This window comes from Rhodococcus sp. 05-340-2, from assembly GCF_002258915.1.
In the GTDB taxonomy this organism is placed as follows: Bacteria; Actinomycetota; Actinomycetes; order Mycobacteriales; family Mycobacteriaceae; genus Rhodococcoides.
This window is the reverse complement of the sequence record NZ_NOYU01000010.1, coordinates 594,716-613,376: the sequence shown is the minus strand read 5'-3', so window position 1 is coordinate 613,376 and position 18,661 is coordinate 594,716. Positions and strand designations below refer to the sequence as shown.

At 64.7% G+C, this 18,661-nt stretch carries 20 protein-coding genes; 8 read left to right on the top strand and 12 right to left on the bottom strand.

Features of this window, described 5'->3' with window-relative positions; translation table 11 throughout:
• Positions 1–88: 88 nt before the first annotated feature.
• Positions 89–1,105: a magnesium and cobalt transport protein CorA gene (locus CH271_RS07175; protein WP_037192223.1), complete on the top strand. Its 1,017-nt coding sequence runs from the start codon at positions 89–91 to the stop codon at positions 1,103–1,105.
• A gap of 17 nt (positions 1,106–1,122) precedes the next feature.
• Here the strand turns inward: CH271_RS07175 and CH271_RS07170 are convergent, their stop codons facing one another.
• The 6 genes from CH271_RS07170 to mrf all read right to left on the bottom strand — a co-directional run bounded on the left by CH271_RS07170 (position 1,123) and on the right by mrf (position 7,254).
• A complete protein-coding gene (locus CH271_RS07170; protein ID WP_094633113.1) occupies positions 1,123–2,841 on the bottom strand; it encodes a metallophosphoesterase in 1,719 nt (572 codons plus the stop codon).
• A gap of 163 nt (positions 2,842–3,004) precedes the next feature.
• Positions 3,005–4,186, bottom strand: coding sequence for an RtcB family protein (locus tag CH271_RS07165; RefSeq protein ID WP_094633218.1), 1,182 nt, complete (start codon positions 4,184–4,186; stop codon positions 3,005–3,007).
• A gap of 320 nt (positions 4,187–4,506) precedes the next feature.
• A complete protein-coding gene (locus CH271_RS07160; RefSeq protein WP_037191946.1) occupies positions 4,507–5,568 on the bottom strand; it encodes a VIT1/CCC1 transporter family protein in 1,062 nt (353 codons plus the stop codon).
• A gap of 25 nt (positions 5,569–5,593) precedes the next feature.
• Complete coding sequence (rpmF, locus tag CH271_RS07155) at positions 5,594–5,761, bottom strand: 50S ribosomal protein L32 (RefSeq protein ID WP_032388658.1); 168 nt, start codon at positions 5,759–5,761, stop codon at positions 5,594–5,596.
• Between the two features lie 3 nt (positions 5,762–5,764).
• Complete coding sequence (locus CH271_RS07150) at positions 5,765–6,025, bottom strand: type B 50S ribosomal protein L31 (protein WP_037191944.1); 261 nt, start codon at positions 6,023–6,025, stop codon at positions 5,765–5,767.
• Positions 6,022–7,254, bottom strand: a complete 1,233-nt coding sequence (mrf, locus tag CH271_RS07145; protein WP_094633217.1) for a ribosome hibernation factor-recruiting GTPase MRF — start codon at positions 7,252–7,254, stop codon at positions 6,022–6,024. Before mrf ends, CH271_RS07150 begins: the two co-directional genes overlap by 4 nt.
• Before the next feature lie 138 nt (positions 7,255–7,392).
• Between mrf and rpmB the strand changes: the two genes are divergently transcribed.
• The 7 genes from rpmB (at position 7,393) to CH271_RS07110 (ending at position 10,495) form a co-directional block, all read left to right on the top strand.
• Positions 7,393–7,629, top strand: a complete 237-nt coding sequence (gene rpmB / locus CH271_RS07140; protein ID WP_032404320.1) for a 50S ribosomal protein L28 — start codon at positions 7,393–7,395, stop codon at positions 7,627–7,629.
• Entirely contained in the window at positions 7,626–7,796 is a 171-nt protein-coding gene (rpmG, locus tag CH271_RS07135; protein WP_170944568.1) for a 50S ribosomal protein L33, read from the top strand. The genes rpmB and rpmG overlap by 4 nt, the downstream gene beginning before the upstream one ends.
• Before the next feature lie 2 nt (positions 7,797–7,798).
• Positions 7,799–8,104: a 30S ribosomal protein S14 gene (rpsN, locus tag CH271_RS07130; RefSeq protein WP_037191942.1), complete on the top strand. Its 306-nt coding sequence runs from the start codon at positions 7,799–7,801 to the stop codon at positions 8,102–8,104.
• A gap of 14 nt (positions 8,105–8,118) precedes the next feature.
• Positions 8,119–8,373 (top strand): 30S ribosomal protein S18, encoded by a 255-nt coding sequence (rpsR, locus tag CH271_RS07125; protein WP_008719028.1) that lies wholly within the window; start codon positions 8,119–8,121, stop codon positions 8,371–8,373.
• An 86-nt stretch (positions 8,374–8,459) separates the two neighbouring features.
• Positions 8,460–9,386 carry an AEC family transporter gene (locus CH271_RS07120; protein WP_037191940.1) on the top strand — a complete coding sequence of 309 codons (927 nt, stop codon included), beginning with the start codon at positions 8,460–8,462 and terminating at the stop codon, positions 9,384–9,386.
• Positions 9,387–9,432: 46 nt separating this feature from the next.
• Positions 9,433–9,897 carry a hypothetical protein gene (locus CH271_RS07115; RefSeq protein WP_037191938.1) on the top strand — a complete coding sequence of 155 codons (465 nt, stop codon included), beginning with the start codon at positions 9,433–9,435 and terminating at the stop codon, positions 9,895–9,897.
• A gap of 25 nt (positions 9,898–9,922) precedes the next feature.
• Positions 9,923–10,495 carry a DUF1707 SHOCT-like domain-containing protein gene (locus CH271_RS07110; RefSeq protein WP_037191936.1) on the top strand — a complete coding sequence of 191 codons (573 nt, stop codon included), beginning with the start codon at positions 9,923–9,925 and terminating at the stop codon, positions 10,493–10,495.
• Position 10,496: 1 nt separating this feature from the next.
• Here CH271_RS07110 and CH271_RS07105 read toward each other — a convergent pair whose 3' ends face one another.
• From CH271_RS07105 to CH271_RS07080, 6 genes are all read right to left on the bottom strand, one after another.
• On the bottom strand, positions 10,497–12,443 hold the full coding sequence (locus CH271_RS07105; RefSeq protein ID WP_094633112.1) for a vWA domain-containing protein: 1,947 nt from the start codon (positions 12,441–12,443) through the stop codon (positions 10,497–10,499).
• Positions 12,443–13,828: a sigma 54-interacting transcriptional regulator gene (locus tag CH271_RS07100; RefSeq protein WP_094633111.1), complete on the bottom strand. Its 1,386-nt coding sequence runs from the start codon at positions 13,826–13,828 to the stop codon at positions 12,443–12,445. Before CH271_RS07100 ends, CH271_RS07105 begins: the two co-directional genes overlap by 1 nt.
• 116 nt (positions 13,829–13,944) lie before the next feature.
• Positions 13,945–14,814 carry an endonuclease domain-containing protein gene (locus CH271_RS28715; protein ID WP_094633110.1) on the bottom strand — a complete coding sequence of 290 codons (870 nt, stop codon included), beginning with the start codon at positions 14,812–14,814 and terminating at the stop codon, positions 13,945–13,947.
• Positions 14,815–14,964: 150 nt separating this feature from the next.
• A complete protein-coding gene (gene purH, locus CH271_RS07090; protein WP_037191926.1) occupies positions 14,965–16,521 on the bottom strand; it encodes a bifunctional phosphoribosylaminoimidazolecarboxamide formyltransferase/IMP cyclohydrolase in 1,557 nt (518 codons plus the stop codon).
• Entirely contained in the window at positions 16,518–17,132 is a 615-nt protein-coding gene (purN, locus tag CH271_RS07085) for a phosphoribosylglycinamide formyltransferase (RefSeq protein WP_094633109.1), read from the bottom strand. The genes purH and purN overlap by 4 nt, the downstream gene beginning before the upstream one ends.
• Positions 17,133–17,212: 80 nt before the next feature.
• The gene (locus CH271_RS07080) at positions 17,213–18,658 is read right to left on the bottom strand and encodes a cell division protein PerM (RefSeq protein WP_094633108.1); all 1,446 of its coding nucleotides are present in this window, start codon (positions 18,656–18,658) and stop codon (positions 17,213–17,215) included.
• Between the last annotated feature and the right edge of the window lie 3 nt (positions 18,659–18,661).

The following is an 18,661-nucleotide window of genomic DNA, read 5'->3' as shown; positions in this document are numbered from 1 at the left end:
TCGACGGCGGCTGGGCTGTCGGCGTTGTCGTCACAGGCGATAGTCTCGGTGCGCAGCAGAATTTCGCAGAACCGAGGTGAACGAACAAGTGCCGATCATCGACAATGCCGTCTACGTCGACGGGAAACGTACTGCCAATCCCGAGAGTCTCGATATCACCTTCGAGGTCATGCGTGAGCGGCACGGAATGGCGTGGATCGGGCTGTACCGACCTGAGGTCGCCGAAATCATGGCTGTGGCAGACGAGTTCGGTCTACACCGCCTCGCCGTCGAGGATGCCATCGCAGCCCACCAGCGGCCGAAACTGGAACGGTATTCCGAGCAGTTGTTCGTCGTTCTCCGACCCGCTCGATACGTCGACGAGACCGAAAAGGTCGAATTCGGCGAGCTGCACATCTTTCTCGGTCCGGATTTCGTCGTCACCATCCGCCATGCCGAATCACCCGACCTGGCGATGGTGCGAAAGCGCCTAGAAGGATCTCCCGAACTGATCGAACTCGGTCCCGAGGCGATTCTCTACGGCATCCTCGATCAAGTGGTCGACGAGTACGTCCCGGTGGTGACCGGACTGCAGAACGACATCGACGAGATCGAGGATCAGCTGTTCACCGGCGATCCGTCGGTCTCGCGTCGTATCTATTCACTTCTGCGTGAAGTGTCCGAATTCGATCGTGCTGCAAAGCCACTCGTCGAGATGATCGAATCGCTCAAGCGAGGGTCGGACAAGTACAACGTCGACGTGGAATTGCAGCGATACCTGCGCGACGTGCACGATCACGCGATCCGCGTCTCCGACCGCATCGAGTCCTTCCGGGCCAACCTGCAGAATGCGTTGACCGTGCACTCGACAATCGTCGCGCAGCAGCAGAACGAGGAAATGCGCAACATGACCGAGGCCAGCCTGGAGCAGAACGAACAGGTCAAGCGCATCTCGTCATGGGGTGCAATTCTTTTCGCACCCTCCCTGATCGCCGCCATCTACGGCATGAACTTCGACGACATGCCGGAATTGAAGTGGCAACTCGGCTATCCGATGGCACTGATCGCCATGTTGATCTGCTCGACCGCACTGTTCGTGGTGTTCAAGCGTCAGAAGTGGTTGTAGTGCGCTCCGCGCAGTGACTAGGACGAACCGAACCTCGGACCGATCGGGATGTCGCGGGTGAAGGTCAACCTGTCGAACTCGTTGCCGTATTCGTCGATGGCGCCGATCGTCATTCGACTGGCGGTGATGCCCGGAATGCCCGGCACCACATCGACTCTGACGAACGAGTAGTTCAAGAATCGCACTCTCGACCAGGCGATGGACTCGGCCGACTTGGTGCCGTCCGGTGCCCACACGTAGCTGTTGGGAACTGCCGTGTCGGGCAACTCGTTGCCGCGGTAGCTCACGCCCTCGCCGTCCTGGAACGTGTATCGCGGACGACCACCACCGCCGACGGTGTAATACACGGTGCCGTCGGTCTTTCCGTCGACCGTGGCGTTGTCACCGGCGACCCGCGTCGCGCGATTGCCACGGATCGGATCGGTGCGCTCGAAGACGTGATTGTGGGCCTGGAGCACTACATCCACCTCGTACTTGTCGAACAGCGCAACCCAGGCGTCGCGCACGCCCCCGTCGCTCGCATGCGTGGACGTCGTCGAGTACGCGCAGTGATGGAAGAAGCAGACGATGAAGTCGATGTTCGGATCGGCACGGTACCTCGCCAATGTCTGCTCCACCCAGGTGTTCTGGGCTCCACCGCTGTACCCGGTATTGGCCTTGATCTCGTAGCTGACGTCGTTCGCGTCGAGCGAGAGAACGGCCGTGTTGCCGTACACGAACGAATACGCCGACGGGCAGCCCTTCGGCCCGTTGCTCGGCTGATCGAGACGCGCCGCGTGGCCACCGTATCCGTTGGGGCTGTACAGCGCTTCCATGTCGTGGTTGCCGGTGGCGAACAACCACGGCGCGGTCGATGCGCTGGCTTCGATCGCCTGAAAATAGCCGTCCCAGACGAACGGGTTGAACTTGTCGAACCCCTTCGGCGGCGTCTGGCCGTGCTTGGCGAACTGCGGCGGCAGACCGGCACCGGACGGGTCGGCGTACGCGATATCACCGGCGAGGATGTGGAAGTCCGGGTGCGAGGCCTCGATCTGCCGATTGATGTTGCGCGCATGCTTGACCGACGGTTCGTTGTCCGCCTTGTAGTACTGGTCGTCGTAGTCGCCGGCGACCAGACCCGCTGGCTGCGAGGGGGTTTCGTCGACACCCTGATCGCCCATCATCGTGAACCGAAACGGTGCGATGCGGCCGGACGGTAGCGCCGGAGACGCGCTGCGGATATCGCTCACGAAGCCGTCGGCGGTGCGCCAGCGGTAGTAGTGCGGCAACTTCGGCGTCAGATTGTCGACGGGCACATGCACGTAGTACTGCTCCGCCGACAGAATCCCGCCGTCGGTCTGCGGTACCTGACTGATCAGATTGCGTACCTCGGCCGACGTCGTCGCACCGAGGGCGGGCGTGGGGCCGTGGTCGAGAAAGACGCCGGTCAGCCCGGGGTTCCGAGAGAGCTGAGCCGAGAACCGCAGCTGCGTCGCCGGATCGTTTCCGAACCCCATATGCCTACCGGCCACCGCCAGCGGAGCGTCCTGCGCATAGGCGGTGCGCGCGAACACCGAATTCCCGACGCCTACCGCGGCTGCCGTCGCGGCGGCTCCCACCAGGAAGTTTCGACGACTGACCGGGTGCCGCCGCAGAAACGAACGATGCCAATCATGCTGCTCGGCCATTGTCATGTTCTCGGCGAGCGTGCCCGGGATTCCGGTCGCGACGGTCTCGCCTGCGGGATTGAGCGTCATCAGTCGATCGTGGCGGTGACGCCCGCTCTATCCGTTAACCAAGCGAAGCAGTTGAGTGAACAGCACGAGAACACCGATGCACAACGGGACGAACGCGGACAATCCCGTCGTGCACGGAATTTCGTCGCCCACTACGAAATTCCACGCACGACGGGAGGTGAACTCAGGTCCCCTTGACGTTGAGGATCTGCCGCAACTCGTGCTCGATGCTCACCAGGTCTCGTGCGTCCTCCATCACGACATCGATCGGCTTGTAGGCGTCGGGAATCTCGTCGATGAAGTCTGCACTGTCGCGAAACTCGATCCCCTTCATCCGCTCCTGCAGGTTCTCGTGGGTGAACCGCTTCCTGGCCTCGGTCCGAGAGAACTGCCGACCGGCACCGTGAGGAGCCGAGCACAGGCCGGCCTTGGAACCCTTGCCGACGACCACGTACGAGCGCGTTCCCATCGAGCCCGGAATGATCGCCTTGACACCCTCGTGTGCGTCCACTGCACCTTTACGGGTAAGCCACACGTCCTTGTGCGCGTGCGTTTCCTTCACCGTGTAGTTGTGATGGCAATTGATCCGCTCGACCTCGCGATGGTCGTCGGTTCCCATCCACTCGGCGAACACCGCACCGAACCGGTCCATCATCTCGGCACGGTTCAGGTACGCGAACCGCTGTGCCCACTTCAGGTCTCGGATGTACTTCCCGAATTCGGGTGAGCTCTCGGGCAGGTACGCCAAGTCCTTGTTGGGCAACGCGATCCACCACTGCGCACACAGACGCTGTGCGACCGCGATGTGCTTCTTGGCGATCTTGTTGCCGACGCCCCTCGACCCACTGTGCAGAAACAGCCACACCCGATCGGTTTCGTCGAGGCACAGCTCGATGAAGTGGTTGCCGCCGCCCAACGAACCGAGCTGCTCACGCCACTGTGGTGAGTGGTTCAGCTCGACACCGTCCTTGGCCGCCAACTCCTCGAGTTCGAGCAACTTGGGCGCAGTGAAATCCCACCGGTCGACGCCGACGTTGTAGTTGCCGGGCGAGAGAGGGATGCTTGCCTCGATGGCGAGTCGCAGGTTCGTCAGATTACGGCCGTCGACGTCGTCGAGGGTGAATTCCGTTCGGACGCCGATCATTCCGCAACCGATATCGACTCCGACGGCGGCCGGGATGACAGCGCCCAGTGTGGGAATCACTGTTCCTACTGCGCTTCCCATACCGCTGTGAGCGTCGGGCATCAGGGCGACGTGCGGATGCACGAACGGCATCGACGCTGTTTCACGGGCCTGCTCGAGAGTCTTGTCCTCGAGCTGTGACGCCCAATTGAGCAAACGCAAGCCCACCTTGTTCGGGGGCATGATGTTCCTTCCTGCCCCCTTGCACAAGAGGGCGCTATTCGATGGGTCGATTCACGAGCGGAGCTTGTTTGCCGCAGAGAGCGGCGCATCGCTCCGGTGAATACGCGCGCAGCACAAGGCTCGTACCGGCTCTCGTGTCGAGAGCGGCACCAGACAGAACGGTTGCACGCATGATGAGAACCCTATCGATCGATGCATCGCCCACGCGAGCGAATTTCGCGGAACGTCGGGGATGGGACCGAATGCACGGAAATGGGATGTTCGGACGGGATTCCGGCAATGAGGCCCGATAGTGTGCAATCTCGCCCACCAGCCGGAACCTAGACTCCCCCACCGAATGCGAGTCCGAGTAGATACGTCGCCCCGGCCGCGCCGTAGCCGATGGCCAGTTGTCGCAGAGCACGTTTGACCGGCGGTCCACCGCTGAGCAGTCCCACCACCAGTCCGGTGCAGATCAAGGCGATTCCGACGAGGACTGCCGCAACGATGAGCGCAACGAAGCCTTCGAGGCCGAAGAGATAGGGCAACACCGGGATGACGGCACCGGAGGCGAAGAAGCAGAAGCTGGCACCGGCCGCGCCCAGTCCGGTTCCGATGGACTCGTGCTCGTCCACGTCGGGTGCCATCTCGTCGTCGGTGGGCAACAGCCGCAACACTTCCGACGCTTTGGCGTCGGCCTCCTCGTGTGTCATTCCCCGGGCCCGGTACACCAGCGCCAGTTCGTTGGCGTCGACGTCCAGGTGCTGGACGGCATCGCTTGCCGCGCTGTCCGGGGACGACGCCTCGAGCAACTCGCGTTGCGAACGGACCGAGACGTATTCGCCCGCACCCATGGACAGCGCGCCGGCGAGCAGGCCCGCGAGTCCGGTGACCAGGACGATCTGATTGGACACCCCGGAGCCGCTGATGCCGAGTACGAGCGCCAGGTTGCTCACCAGTCCGTCGTTGGCACCGAACACCGCGGCCCGGAACGTTCCGGACAGTCGATTGCGACCGCGAGCCGCCAGCGCCCTGATGACCTCGGCGTGGATCTGTTCGTCGGCCGTCATCGCTTCGGTGGCATCGTCGTCGGTGGCGTACGGCGAGCGGGTCTCGGCTCGTTGGGCCAACGCGAGTACGAACACCGAACCGAAGCGACGTGCCAACACCCCGAGGATGCGGGTGCGGATGTCACCCTTGAGCGGCATCCCGACGCGGTCACCCAGCAGATTTCGCCAATGCTGCTCGTGTCGGCCCTCCGCATCGGCGAGGGCGAGCAGAATCTCGCGCTCCTCGCCGCTGCGTCGGCCTGCCAGATCGCGATAGACGGCGGCCTCGGCTCGCTCGTCGGCGAGGTACTGCCGCCACCGCTTCACATCTCGCGCACTGGGCCCATCGTTCATGAAGTGAAGATAGACCCGTCGGCGGTCAGCTCGGGTCGTACACCCCGGTCTGCACTGCTTTGACCAATCTCCGTGGCACTCGGAACTCTCGCCCCTGGAAACGCACGGTCACCAGATCAGGAGCAACGGCTTTCCATTGCGCACGACGGCTCCGAGTGTTGGAGCGCGACATCTTTCTCTTCGGAACAGCCATGGTTCAGGAGTCCTTTCGGCTTCGGCGGCCGTATCGCTTCTCGAACTTCTCGACGCGTCCCTGGGTGTCCATCACGCGGGCGGCTCCGGTCCAGAAGGGGTGCGATTCGGACGAGACGTCGACGACGACCAGTGGGTAGGTGTTGCCGTCGTCCCATTCGGTCTCGCGCGCGGATGTGACGGTGGATCTGGTGAGGAACTTGTTGCCGGTACTCGAGTCCTGGAACACGACCGGGTGGTAGTCGGGGTGGATGCCTGGTTTCATTCTTGTGCCTCTCGTGCTTGTTCTGCGTACGGGGATTCGCTGCTCTCGCAGGGGTCTTCGTGCCACTGGCCGAACGGGTCGGTCCAGGTGGACCACAGAGCGGGGTCGGTCATCTCGTCGTCGGATACCAACGCCCACTGCAGTGTTCGGTCGATCTCGGTGGGGTCGGCCTCGTGGACGAGGATCACCAGGGAGGTGTCTCGATCACCGAACTGCTCGTCCCATCGCAGTGCCGCCATTGCACGTCGGGTGGTATCGATACGCTCCTGTTGCACGGGAGTCATTGCGGCAAGCCACTTTCCGGCGCTGGCAACACGAAGGCCGCCGCCGGCCGATTCGATCCACAGCGCTTCGTCGGGCTGCGTGGCGACCCACGCCCGCCCCCGCGCGGTGACGACGCCGTCGAGCAGCACGTCGATCGCCTCGTGCAACCGCTCGGGATGGAACGGCCGGGTTGCGGTGAATTCGACGAGCGTGACTCCGCAGTCGACGCTCAACGGCGGCTGGCCTCGCAGCAACGGCGAGTGTGCGTCGGTGATCGCACCGCGTCGCGCATCGGTCGGCACGGACGCGAGAAGCGCTGGGGCGTCGACCAGTGCATCCTGGGAGACCCAGACGACGGGAGCGTTCGGCGCCAGACGCGCCAGCACCGCTGCGAGCCTTGCCCGCTCCCACGCGTCGACCTCGGGACCGGCGGTGACGACGAGCGCGTCCGCGTAATCGACCTGCCCGACCACCAATTGCGCGACGGTTCGATCGTCGTCACCACTGGCGACGATGCCGCGGTCGGCCATGGCGTCGTCGCCGGTGGCGTCGGCCAACCAGGTTGCGGCGTCGAGGCAGTCGATCACTGCCTCGATGCGGACGTCACGCGAGGCCGGGCCGTCGATCTGCCCGACGATGCCGGCCACGACGACGTTCTCGACGGCCCAGCACAGCGCCTCGGGTTCGAGAGCGGGGTCCATGGCGAGCACGATGCGATCGACGTTGCTGCGGGCGGACAGCGCACGTAGCAGCGGCAGCAGGTCCTCGCGGAGCGTGCAGGAGACACAGCCGTGCGCCAGTTCCAGGATGGTCTCGCGGGGATTCTCGCCCAGCACACAGAGCGTGCGACGCACGACTCCTTCGGCGACGCGACTCAGGTCGTGGCGAACCGCGACGGTCCCCGGCGCGAGCAGAGATGTCACGACCGCATCCATGGCTCCGGTCCAGCCGGAGACGAGGACCATCGGGGTTCGATCGTCCGGTGAGTAGTTCACGGGCACCCTTCTTCTCGACAACGATTGTCATTACCTGTGGATGCACGCTACATTCGTGGACACGCTTTGTCGAAAACGATTGTCATAACGGCAAGAAAAGGAGTGATCGTGTCAGCGCACTGCCAAGTCACCGGCCGCACCCCCGGATTCGGAAAATCGGTCTCGCACTCTCACGTGCGCACCAGCCGAAGATGGGATCCCAACATCCAGCGCAAGACGTACTACGCACCGAGCCTCGGCCGCCGCGTCACTCTCACGCTCTCGGCCAAGGGCATCAAGACCATCGACCGCGACGGCATCGACGCCGTGGTGGCCAAGATCCGCGCACGTGGGGAGAAGATCTGATGGGCAAGAGCACCGACGTACGTCCGATCGTCAAACTGAAGTCGACGGCCGGCACCGGATACACCTACGTCACCCGCAAGAACCGCCGCAACGATCCCGACCGACTGGTGATGAAGAAGTACGACCCGGTCGTGCGCAAGCACGTCGATTTCCGAGAGGAGCGATAACCGTGGCGAAGAAATCGAAGATCGCGAAGAACGAGCAGCGCAAGATCGTCGTCGCCCGGTGGTCGTCGCGTCGAGCAGAGCTCAAAGAGACAATCCGTAGGCCCTCGAGCAGCGATTCCGAGCGCGCACAGGCCCAAGCAGCACTGCAGCGTCTGCCACGCGATTCGAGTCCGGTACGATTGCGCAATCGTGACGCTGCGGATGGACGTCCGCGCGGTTACCTACGGAAATTCGGGCTGTCCCGCGTGAAAATGCGCGAGATGGCACACCGTGGGGAGCTGCCAGGCGTCCACAAGTCGAGCTGGTAAGGGAAAAGGTAGAGATGGCAGTCAAGAGAGCACCGTCGAAGAAGGTCCGCGCAGAGGCGGGTCGTCGACCGAAGAAGAACCCGTTGAACGCCGCCAAGGTGACCACGGTGGACTACAAGGACATCAACCTCCTTCGTCAGTTCATCTCGGACCGCGGCAAGATCCGCAGCCGTCGGGTCACCGGGCTCACCCCGCAGCAGCAGCGCCAGGTCGCTGTCGCAGTGAAGAACGCTCGTGAAATGGCGTTGCTGCCGTTCACCAGCCGCTGATCCAGACTTTTCGTTCAGAGAGGCCACGTAGCCATCGGCTACGTGGCCTCTCTGTCGTTCCCGATCCAGAGATGAGCAGTCCGTAGATGTCCGGCGTCCTCGAGGGCTTCACCGTCATCTTCGTCGTCATCGCACTGGGATACCTGCTCGCCCATCTGAAGGTGCTCGGCGATCACGGCCAGTTCGTACTGAGCAGGCTCGTGTTCTTCGTCGCGACGCCTGCCTTGCTGTTCGTCACGTTGGCCAACTCGGATCTGTCGGTCATCCTCTCGCCCACGCTGGCCGTGGCCGGTGCCACCGCCTTGCTCGTCGGTGCCATCTATTTCGTCATCGCCAAGCTCGCGCTGAAACGAACCGTGCCCGACGCGACCATCGGCGCACTCGCGAGTTCGTACGTCAATGCCGCCAATCTGGGCATCCCGATCGCCGTGTTCGTACTCGGCGACGCGAACTTCGTCGCTCCTCTACTGCTGTTCCAGATCATGATCTACACCCCGATCGCGGTGACCATCCTCGACGTGTCGACCGAGATCGAGAAGGTCTCTCTCTTCAAGACCGTCACCACGCCGTTCCGCAACCCGATCGTGGTGGCCGGAGCGGCAGGGCTCGTTCTGTCCATCACGGGCTTCGAACTGCCCGAGGCGTTGATGCAGCCGTTCCAGCTGGTCGGAAATGCGTCGGTCCCCGGCGCATTGCTCGCATTCGGCCTGTCCCTCTACGGCGCCCGGGTACTGCAGAAAGGCATCAGTCCGCGTCGCGACGTAGCCCTGGCAACGGTGTTCAAGATGGCGCTTCAGCCGGTGCTCGGCTACCTGATGGCTCGGTTCGTCTTCGGTCTGGACGGGCACGATCTGTTCGCCATCGTCGTGATCTCGGCGCTGCCGACGGCGCAGAACGTGTTCGTTTTCGCCAGCCGTTACCAGCGTGGCGTGGTACTCGCCCGAGACACCGCCTTCGTGACCACACTCGTCTCGATCCCCGTCATAGCGCTCGTGACGGTCTTCCTCGCATGAGCCGAACACAAAGGTTCTCCTCAGCTCCCAGCGCTACGTTGGATTCATGAGGTTTCTCGCTGCAGGTGTCATGTTGTGCCTGCTGCTGGTCGGCTGCAGCACCGCCTCCGGTGGCGACGAGGACACAACCCCGACAGTTGGTTCCACCACCCCTGTGGGGCTCGCCCAGCAACCCAGCGCCCCTCCGGTTCCGCACGAGGTGCCCGTCGGCGACGTCGGCACGATGTTCGAGCCGACCGCCGATCTACTCCGCGCCACCACCACTCCGTTCGAGTCGTGGAGCCAGATCTCCCCCAACACCATTGCGGTCCACTTCGTCACCGGCACTCCCGAGTGCTACGGAGCCGACGCGTCGGTCACCGAGACCGACACCACGGTCACCATCGAACTGCGCACCGGAACCCGGCCCGACGCCGCAGACAAGTCCTGCATCATGGTTGCCGTCTACGCCACCATGCAGATGACTCTCGCTTCACCACTGGGGAGCCGCACCATCCTGAATGCGGCCTGACCGCGGCACCGGTAGTGTCCGGGCAGTGAGCGATCATCTGCCCGACCGAGATCGAAGCCAGGTTCGCGCCGCCGACGCGGACAGGACCCTCGTCGCGCAGCTGCTGAGCGACGCCTTCGCGAACGGCCAACTCACCGTCGATGAATACGACGAGCGCACCGCTGCGGTGTACCGGGCGAAGACCTACGGCGAACTCGACCTGTTGACCGGCGACCTGGTGCTGTCCCCTCCCCCTGCACATGCACCGTCCGGTGGCCCCACGAACGACCGCGTCATCGCGATCATGAGTGGTGCCGTGCGCAAAGGCGAATGGACCCCCGCCACGCGCATCGACGCGTTCGCATTCTGGGGTGGCATCGAACTCGACCTACGCCGCGCAACGTTCACCACCGAGGAAACCACCATCAACTGCGTCGCCATCATGGGCGGCATCGAGGTCACCGTGCCGCCCGGTGTGAGCGTCGAAGTCCGCGGCATGGGCATCATGGGCGGATTCGAGCACGTCAGCGCGACGCACCCCGGCGCGCCCCGCGTGATCATCACCGGTTTCGCCTTCTGGGGCGGAGTATCGGTGGAGATCAAACCCGCCGACAAGTGATTCAGGATCGCCGACGCTTCAGGTAGTCGGTCACCACCGCGGCACCGAGTCCGTCGAGATCGGGCGCGATGACGCGTCCGCCCACGCGCTCGGCCATCTTGTCGACCACCCGCGCGAGGCCCGGATCGTCGCCGAGCCGGAAGATCGTCACCTGCGCACCGAGTTTCGCGACGGTATCGAGCTCGCGCACCGTCAGCCCCAACGTCTTCGACGACGGCGGGTAGTCGAAATACGCGTGACCGTCCGGTTCCAGATGGGCCGTCGGCTCACCGTCGGTCACGATCAACACCACCGGCTGCGCATTGGGATGACGCCGCAGATGCCGCACCGCAAGCATCAGCGCGTGGTGCAGATTGGTGCCCTGATCGTAGGCACCGTCCAAGCCGGCCAGCTCCGACGCCGTCAATGTCTGCGCGTGCCTACCGAATCCGATGAGTTGCAGGTCGTCCCCGCGAAAGCGGGTGCTCACCAGGTGATTGAGAGCCAGCGCTGTGCGTTTCATGGGCACCCACCGGCCGTCCATCACCATCGAGAACGACGTGTCGACCAGCAGGGCCACGGCAGCCTGCGTTCGCGTCTCGGTCTCGCTGATCTCCACATCGGTCACCTGCAGCTGCACCGGAAAGCCCGATCCTGTTGCCGCTGAACGCAGTACCGCATTGTTGACCGTGCGGGTCACGTCCCACGGCTCGGTGTCACCGAACTCCCACGCTCGCGACGCTCCGGTGGGCTCCCCCATCGCACCTGCCTTGCGAGTGTCTCGCTCCCCGCCGCGTCGGGACAGCTTTCCCGCGACGTCCTTCAGCGCCGACTGCCCCAGCTGCCGCATCGCCTTCGGCGACAGTCGCCACTGACCGTCGGCACCCTTGTCCATGAAACCCTGCTGCTGCAGCGCCTTTTCGAGCTCCGCGAGCATCCTGGCGTCGGCCGCGGCCTCGGGCCCGAGTTGCTTCAGCAACGCGTCGGCGTCGATGTCGTCCAGCGCAGCTCCGTTGTACTGCTGTGAGAGTTGGTTTCCCAGGTTCTCGAGGTCGGCGATGTCCTGGAGCGCACCGGTGCCGTCGCCGAGTCCCATACCGTTCTCACCGCGGAAGTTCTGCGAGCCGTCCCAGTCCTCACCGGGCCGGGCCTGCTGCAGATTCTGATCGAGCTGATCCAGCTGACTCAGCAGGTTCGAATCGCCGAAGGCCTGCTGCGCCAACGCATCGAGCTCCGCCCGCTGTTCGGGACTCAGCGAATTGCGAAGCCGTTGCGCCGCTGCCGCTCGCTGCGCAAGCGAATCCAACAGCTCGTCGACATTCTTCGGGTTCTCCGGGAAGTGCTGACCGTGCTTGTCCATGAACTGCTCGAACTGCTCGTCGGTGTCCTCACCCTTGTTGTGGGCGTCGAGCAATTCGTTGAGGTCCTTCAGCATCTCGCTGATGGCCTGACGGTCCTCATCGGTGGCACCTTCGAGGGCCTGCTTCATGCCCGTAAAACGCTGATCGAGCATTTCGCGTCCGAGCAGGTCCTTGATCTTCTCGTAGTTCTCGCGTGCCTCCGACGAACGCCAGTCGTAGTCCGAAAGCTCCTGCACCGCTTGCGCAGTGGACGGTGAGAGATCGCCGATCTGCATCTCCTGGAACCGCGCATCGTCGTCGAGGGCACGTGCCAACGCCTTGCGTTCCTCGAGCACCGCCTTGTCCAGCAGCTCGCGCACTTCCTGCAGCGTGCCGTCGAGATTGTTCTTCTTCAACAGATCTCGACGACGCTTGGCGGCCTGCGCGGCCAGGTCGTCGAGCCCACGCATGTTCTTCGTCCCGCGCCGCAGCATCTCCTGCAACGCCCGACGCGGCGACGCGCCCTCGAGCACGTCCTCGCCGATGGCGTCGAGCGCATCGCGCAGATCAACCGGTGGCGCAAGAGGATCCGGCCCGTCGTGATACCGCCCGTACCTGGAACGACGCATCAGCTGTACACCGTCTGGCCGTCGTCGTCGGGGTCCTTGGAGATCCGACGCGCCAGGTAGAGACCCTCGAGCGCAAGTTCGACGGCGGCCGCTTTCTCGCCGTCCGAGGTGGCGTTCAGACGCTCGTGGATGTCGCCGATGACCTCGACGTCGGGCAGCTCGTCGAGCAACGCCTTGGCGGTGATCCGATCGCCGGTGACGATCGGCTCACCCGTCTCGATTGCTGTCACCAGAGCCGCGAGGTTGATGCCGCCGAGGTGGGCTCGAACGGTATCGGCAGTCGCCCGGCGCAACATGTGCTCGAGCACCTCGATTTCGCGTCCCTCCTCACCCGACTCGAATTCGACCTTGCCGCGCAGCACCTCGATGATGGTGCCGAGATCCACCGGCCGGGCCACGGGCTCGGCCTCACCGAGTATCGCGGCCCGGTGAACGGCTGCGGCAGCGATGGTTTCGGCTGCTGCGATCGCAAATCGAGCAGAAACACCGGAACGCTGATCGACCGACGGCGACTCGCGAAGCAGTCGGGTGAATCGGGCCAGTACCTCGAGCAGATAGGTGGGGACGGTTGCCTGCAGTTCCGCCTCCTGATCGATGACGGCCACCTCGGCGTCGAGTTCGAGGGGGTAGTGCGTCCTGATCTCCGCGCCGAAACGATCCTTGAGCGGAGTGATGATGCGCCCGCGATTGGTGTAGTCCTCGGGGTTCGCGCTCGCCACGAGCATGACGTCGAGCGGTAGCCGCAGCGTGTAACCGCGGACCTGGATGTCACGCTCCTCCATGACGTTGAGCAGCGAGACCTGGATCCGCTCGGCAAGGTCGGGGAGCTCGTTGATCGCCACGATGCCGCGGTGGCTACGCGGGACGAGTCCGAAGTGAATGGTCTCCGGGTCGCCGAGGCTGCGACCCTCGGCGACCTTGACGGGGTCGACGTCGCCGACGAGGTCCGCCACCGACGTATCCGGGGTCGCGAGCTTCTCGGCATACCGCTCAGTGCGATGTCGCCACTCGACGGGCAGGTCGTCGCCGAGTTCCTGGGCTTTGCGGATGCTGGCCGGGGTGATCGGCTCGTACGGGTGCTCGCCCAGTTCGGCTCCGGCGATCACCGGCACCCACTCGTCGAGCAACAGATTCAGGGTGCGCAGCAGCCGCGTCTTGCCCTGCCCGCGCTCGCCGAGCAGAACCACGTCGTGACCGGCCAGAATCGCGCGCTCGAACTGCGGCAACACCGTCGAGCCGAATCCGACGATCCCCGGCCACGGATCCGTGCCGTCACGCAATGCCGTCAGAAGATTGTCCCGCAACTCTTCCTTGATCGACCGCTGCCGATGTCCGGATGCCTTGAGTTCGCCGAGAGTCGAAATGCCAGGTTTGGTAGAGGTCACTTCTCCACGCTACGAGCGTTTGGCCGATGCTGCCATCGAGAGGGAAAGAGCGCTGCCGCCGAGTTCGCACCTACGCCACTTGAACAGGACAAATCGCCCGAGTAAGTGCGACCTCGCTACACCGGGGCACCCGCGGCGCGGAGCTTTGCCCGCACGCGTGCCACCACCTCGTGCGGTCGCAGCCGCATCTGCTCGGAATTGACGCGGACGATCTGCCACTCGGCACGATCGAGATCCTCGAACCGCTCGATGTCACGGGTCCGCTGACGCTCGTCGAGCCAGTGGTGAACGCCTTCGTATTCCACCCCCACCCGCCAACGACGCCACCCCATGTCGATGCGTGCCACGAATCTGTTCGAACTGTCACGAATTTCGATTTGAGTCTCGGGCTTCGGGAGCCCCGCCTCGACCAGAAGCAATCTGGTGCGCGTCTCTTGTGGCGACTCTGCACCGCAGTCGACGACATCGAGCGCACCGAACAGGCACCGGATGCCTCGGGTGCCCGGTCGCTGCAGCGCATACGCACGTATGGCTTCCCCGTCGACGCAGGTTGCGGCGAGTAGTGAGTCGAGAAAGACCACCGACAGCGGCGACGGCACCCAGCGACCGATATCGAATCCGGTGCGCACGGGTGTGGACACCGCGAATCCCTGAGCGATCATGACGTCGTCGGTATGCAACGCGTCGTGGTGGATTCGGAGCCCGGGCAACTGGTGCGATCTCCCGGTCGCCAACACACTCGGAGGAGTGCTCGGGTCGATCCACTTCGCGCCGTGGACTGCCGCCGCGGAGACCCCTGCAATCACGGCACCATCGCCGACGCAGATCGATGCGGCGATAGCCATCGTTCGCGCATCGACAATGGTCCCGTCGCAGACATACGTGTCGCGAAAGACCCTGACGTAGTTGCGGCTCAGCTCGTACCTGCTGAGAGCGCCCGAGCGTATCGCCTGCGAACCCCGAAACGGCCCGATCTGCATCCCCATGGCTTCAACCTTGGCAGGGTCGCCACCAGGGAAAGGGCCTGCTCAGCGATCTGTGGATAACTTTTTGCCTATCCACAGATCGCCGAGTTCGCAGTTATGCGGCCACAAATGGGGTATGGGCCTGCATAACTGCGACTTCGGCGTCATTCATCAGTGAGCGAAGTGCCGCGAACCCGTCAGATACAGCGTCACTCCCGCGTCCTGAGCCGCGGCGATCACCTCGTTGTCGCGGACCGAACCACCGGGCTGCACAACGGCTTTGACGCCTGCGCTCATGAGAACCTGCAGACCGTCGGGGAACGGGAAGAACGCATCGGAGGACGCGACCGAGCCGACGACGCGATCCCCGGCCCGCTGCACGGCGAGGTGGGCGGCGTCGACGCGGTTGACCTGGCCCATTCCGACGCCGACGGACGCACCGTCGTGGGCCAGCAGGATTGCGTTGGACTTCACGGCCCGGCCTGCGCGCCAAGCGAATTCGAGGTCCTTCAACGTCTGTTCGTCGGCCGGTTCGCCGGCTGCGAGGGTCCAGTTGGCCGGGTTGTCTCCGTCCGCGTCGAGCACGTCCCGTTGCTGCAGCAGTGCGCCGCCGGAGATCGGCTTGAGTTCGACGCCGGAGGTGGGCGGTGCGACCGCGAGCAGCACGCGAATGTTCTTCTTGCGCTGCAACACTCCGAGCGCACCGTCCGCGTAGGACGGCGCGATGATGACCTCGGTGAAGATCTCGGCTACCTGCTCGGCCATCTCGACGGTGACCTCACGGTTGGCCGCGATGACGCCGCCGTACGCGCTCACCGGATCGCAGGCGTGAGCCTTGCGGTGCGCCTCGGCGATGTCCTTGCCTACCGCGATACCACAGGGATTGGCGTGCTTGATGATGGCGACGGTGGGCTCGGCGTGATCGAACGCCGCACGCCAGGCTGCATCGGAATCGGTGAAGTTGTTGTACGACATCTCTTTACCGTGCAACTGCTCGGCCTGCGCGATGCCTGCGGCAGCGGACGAGTCGACGTACAGGGCCGCCTTCTGGTGCGGGTTCTCGCCGTAGCGGAGCACGGCCGAACGGTCCCAGGTGCCGCCGATCCACTCCGGGAACACCGTCTCGGTGTCGGGGGTCAGCACATTGCTCATCCACGATGCCACCGCGACGTCGTAGGCGGCAGTGTGCTGGAAGGCCTGCGCGGCGAGCGACGTGCGCTCGGCGAGGGTGAATCCGCCACCGGAGACGGCGGTGAGCACGTCCTCGTAGCGGGCCGGGTCGACGACGACGGCCACCGACGGATGGTTCTTGGCCGCGGCGCGCACCATCGACGGTCCGCCGATGTCGATCTGCTCGACGCATTCGTCCGGCGTCGCGCCACTGGCGACGGTCTCGGTGAACGGGTAGAGGTTGACCACGACGAGCTCGAACGCCTCGATGCCCAATTCCTCGAGCTGCGAAAGATGTTCGGGCTTACGGGTGTCGGCGAGTACGCCGGCATGCACGCGAGGATGCAGCGTCTTGACGCGCCCCTCGAGGGTCTCGGGGAATCCGGTGAGGTCCTCGACCTTGGTGACCGGGATTCCGGCGTCGGCGATCTTGCTCGCCGTCGATCCGGTGGACACCAGAGCGACGCCTGCGCTGTGCAAGCCGGTCGCCAGTTCGATCAGTCCGGTCTTGTCGTAGACGCTGACCAGCGCGCGGCGCACTGCTTTACGTTCACTCATCGGATTATCTGAGCCTTTCGTCCATCGGAGGTGACACCTTTGGCGGCCACGGCTGCGATCACGTCGACCAGCAACCGTCGCTCCACAGTCTTGATGCGTTCGTGCAACGCGGATTCGTCGTCGCCGTCGAGAACCGGTACGGCTTCCTGCGCGAGGATCGGCCCGGTGTCGACGCCGGAATCGACCAGATGAACCGTCGAACCGGTCAGTTTGACGCCGTGGTCGAGTGCGTCCCGCACGGCATGTGCACCGGGGAACGACGGCAGGAGCGCGGGGTGGGTGTTGACGATGCGTCCGGTGAAGGCACCCAGGAACTGCGGGCCGAGGATCTTCATGAAACCGGCGGTGACGACCAGATCGGGCTCGAAGCTCGACGTGGCATCGGTGAGCGCCTGGTCCCAACCCGATCGATCCGTGAAGTCCCGCAGGGCGATACGAAAGTGCGGGATAGCGGCATCGTCGGCACGGCGGACGGCATCGCAGTCGCGGTCGACTCCCACGGCGACGATGCGGGCGGGATAGTTCTCGGTGGCAGTCGCGGCTATGAGCGACTGCAGCAGCGAGCCGGTCCCCGACGCGAGGACGACGACCCGCGCGGGTGTCTCACGCAAGGCAGTCAGCGCACTACTCCTGAATCATCGAGGCGGATCGTTCGAGCCAGCGGAAAGCCTAGTCGCTGCGCCCTCGAGCCCTACCGGGCAGGTCCGTCCTGGTCTCCGGGAGGAGCGACGATCTCGGCGTCCAACGGTTCGTCGGTAGCGCCCTCGACGGTCGCATCCGGTTCTTCGGCCGGGGGCATCTCGGCCGGGACGTCGTCCACGACCTCCGCCTCGACGACCTCCTCGGCCTTGTCGGCCTCCTGGAGCTGTTCGTTGTCCTCCGGCTCGGATGGGGCGGCCTCGATTGCCAACTCGGCCGCAGGCACGGGCATCGGAACGGGCTCGTCGAGCGTCGGCTCGGGTTCTGCTCGACGCCACACGACGAGGGCCGCGGTCATCGAACCGGCGACGGCCAGCCACGCGAATGTCAGCAGTCCGAAGCTCCACACGGTGACTTCGACGGTGCCGAAGGTGCCGAGGTTTCCGCCTGCGGCGTAGCCGAACAACGCTGCGAGCACGCCGGTTGCAGCCGCCACGACCCACACGGACGACACTGCGACCTGGATGTCGGCGCTGCGGATCGCGCAGTCGCGGCCGAGCAACAGCCCGGCACCGATCGGAACGGCGAGCATGACGACCCAGATCGTCTGGGCCGATCCTTCGGGCAGAACAGCCAGGATCGGCAGCGGCGGGAGCGGTCCTCCCGTGGTGGAGAACAGACTGACCGACGCGTCGCCGAACCCGGCAGTGGAACCGGTGGCCACCGCGAGAGCACCGATGACGACGTTGGGGAGGTAGAGCACCGACACCACGGTCAGTCCGAGCATGCCGACGACATCGCGTCCGCTCTCGAGCAGCGCGCCCGCGGTCTCCCAGGAGGCGAGCAGGGCGAGCAGTACGACGGCCGCGCCGCCTGCAGCAAGAATCGATATCGTGCGTACGAAGGGCGCAACGAGCGCGCGCACCCAGTCCGGGAGTCCGCCGCGGATCAAGGGTGAGTCCCAGCGGGCGAGCAGCAGACCGGTTCCGGACGCGGCCGCATGCACGCCTGCGACCCAGGAGAAGGCAACGAGGGCGTTCGGGCTGGACAGCCCGATGACGGTCGACGCGTCCTTGGCGACGGCCAGGGCGATGGCGGTGACGGCGAGCGGGCCCGCCATCGACGCCGCGAACACCCACCGAACCACTCGGCGATCGGTGCCGGAGTCCACCGCGTGGTGGACGGTACGGGCGACGGACCAACCGATGATCAGTGTCGGCAGAAGCGGTGCGACGCCGAGGGACGTACCGCCGATGCTCAGGGGTACCAGGTGCACGGCGAACCACGACCCGGCGATCGCCCCGAGGGTTCCGGTGAGGTCGCTGTTGACCGAGACCAGGGTGATCAGAGCAAGGGTCGTCGCAATCACCACGACCAGACCGGAGGTCTTGAAGGCCACTGCGGCGAGCATGCGCGACTGATCGGGCGTCGGGCCGGTGCTCGCGCGGGGAGCCCGGGCGGCCGCGCGTCGCGTCTCTCGGTTCAATAGATCGCTCATCGC

Coding starts and splice junctions, on each gene's coding strand:
- CH271_RS07170 (WP_094633113.1), bottom strand. CDS start 2,841: ATGACGCTCAATCCCGCAGGCGAGACCGTCGCGACCGGAATCCCGGGC.
- CH271_RS07165 (WP_094633218.1), bottom strand. CDS start 4,186: ATGCCCCCGAACAAGGTGGGCTTGCGTTTGCTCAATTGGGCGTCACAG.
- CH271_RS07160 (WP_037191946.1), bottom strand. CDS start 5,568: ATGAACGATGGGCCCAGTGCGCGAGATGTGAAGCGGTGGCGGCAGTAC.
- rpmF (WP_032388658.1), bottom strand. CDS start 5,761: ATGGCTGTTCCGAAGAGAAAGATGTCGCGCTCCAACACTCGGAGCCGT.
- CH271_RS07150 (WP_037191944.1), bottom strand. CDS start 6,025: ATGAAACCAGGCATCCACCCCGACTACCACCCGGTCGTGTTCCAGGAC.
- mrf (WP_094633217.1), bottom strand. CDS start 7,254: ATGGTCCTCGTCTCCGGCTGGACCGGAGCCATGGATGCGGTCGTGACA.
- rpsR (WP_008719028.1), top strand. CDS start 8,119: ATGGCAGTCAAGAGAGCACCGTCGAAGAAGGTCCGCGCAGAGGCGGGT.
- CH271_RS07120 (WP_037191940.1), top strand. CDS start 8,460: ATGTCCGGCGTCCTCGAGGGCTTCACCGTCATCTTCGTCGTCATCGCA.
- CH271_RS07115 (WP_037191938.1), top strand. CDS start 9,433: ATGAGGTTTCTCGCTGCAGGTGTCATGTTGTGCCTGCTGCTGGTCGGC.
- CH271_RS07105 (WP_094633112.1), bottom strand. CDS start 12,443: ATGCGTCGTTCCAGGTACGGGCGGTATCACGACGGGCCGGATCCTCTT.
- CH271_RS28715 (WP_094633110.1), bottom strand. CDS start 14,814: ATGGGGATGCAGATCGGGCCGTTTCGGGGTTCGCAGGCGATACGCTCG.
- purH (WP_037191926.1), bottom strand. CDS start 16,521: ATGAGTGAACGTAAAGCAGTGCGCCGCGCGCTGGTCAGCGTCTACGAC.
- CH271_RS07080 (WP_094633108.1), bottom strand. CDS start 18,658: ATGAGCGATCTATTGAACCGAGAGACGCGACGCGCGGCCGCCCGGGCT.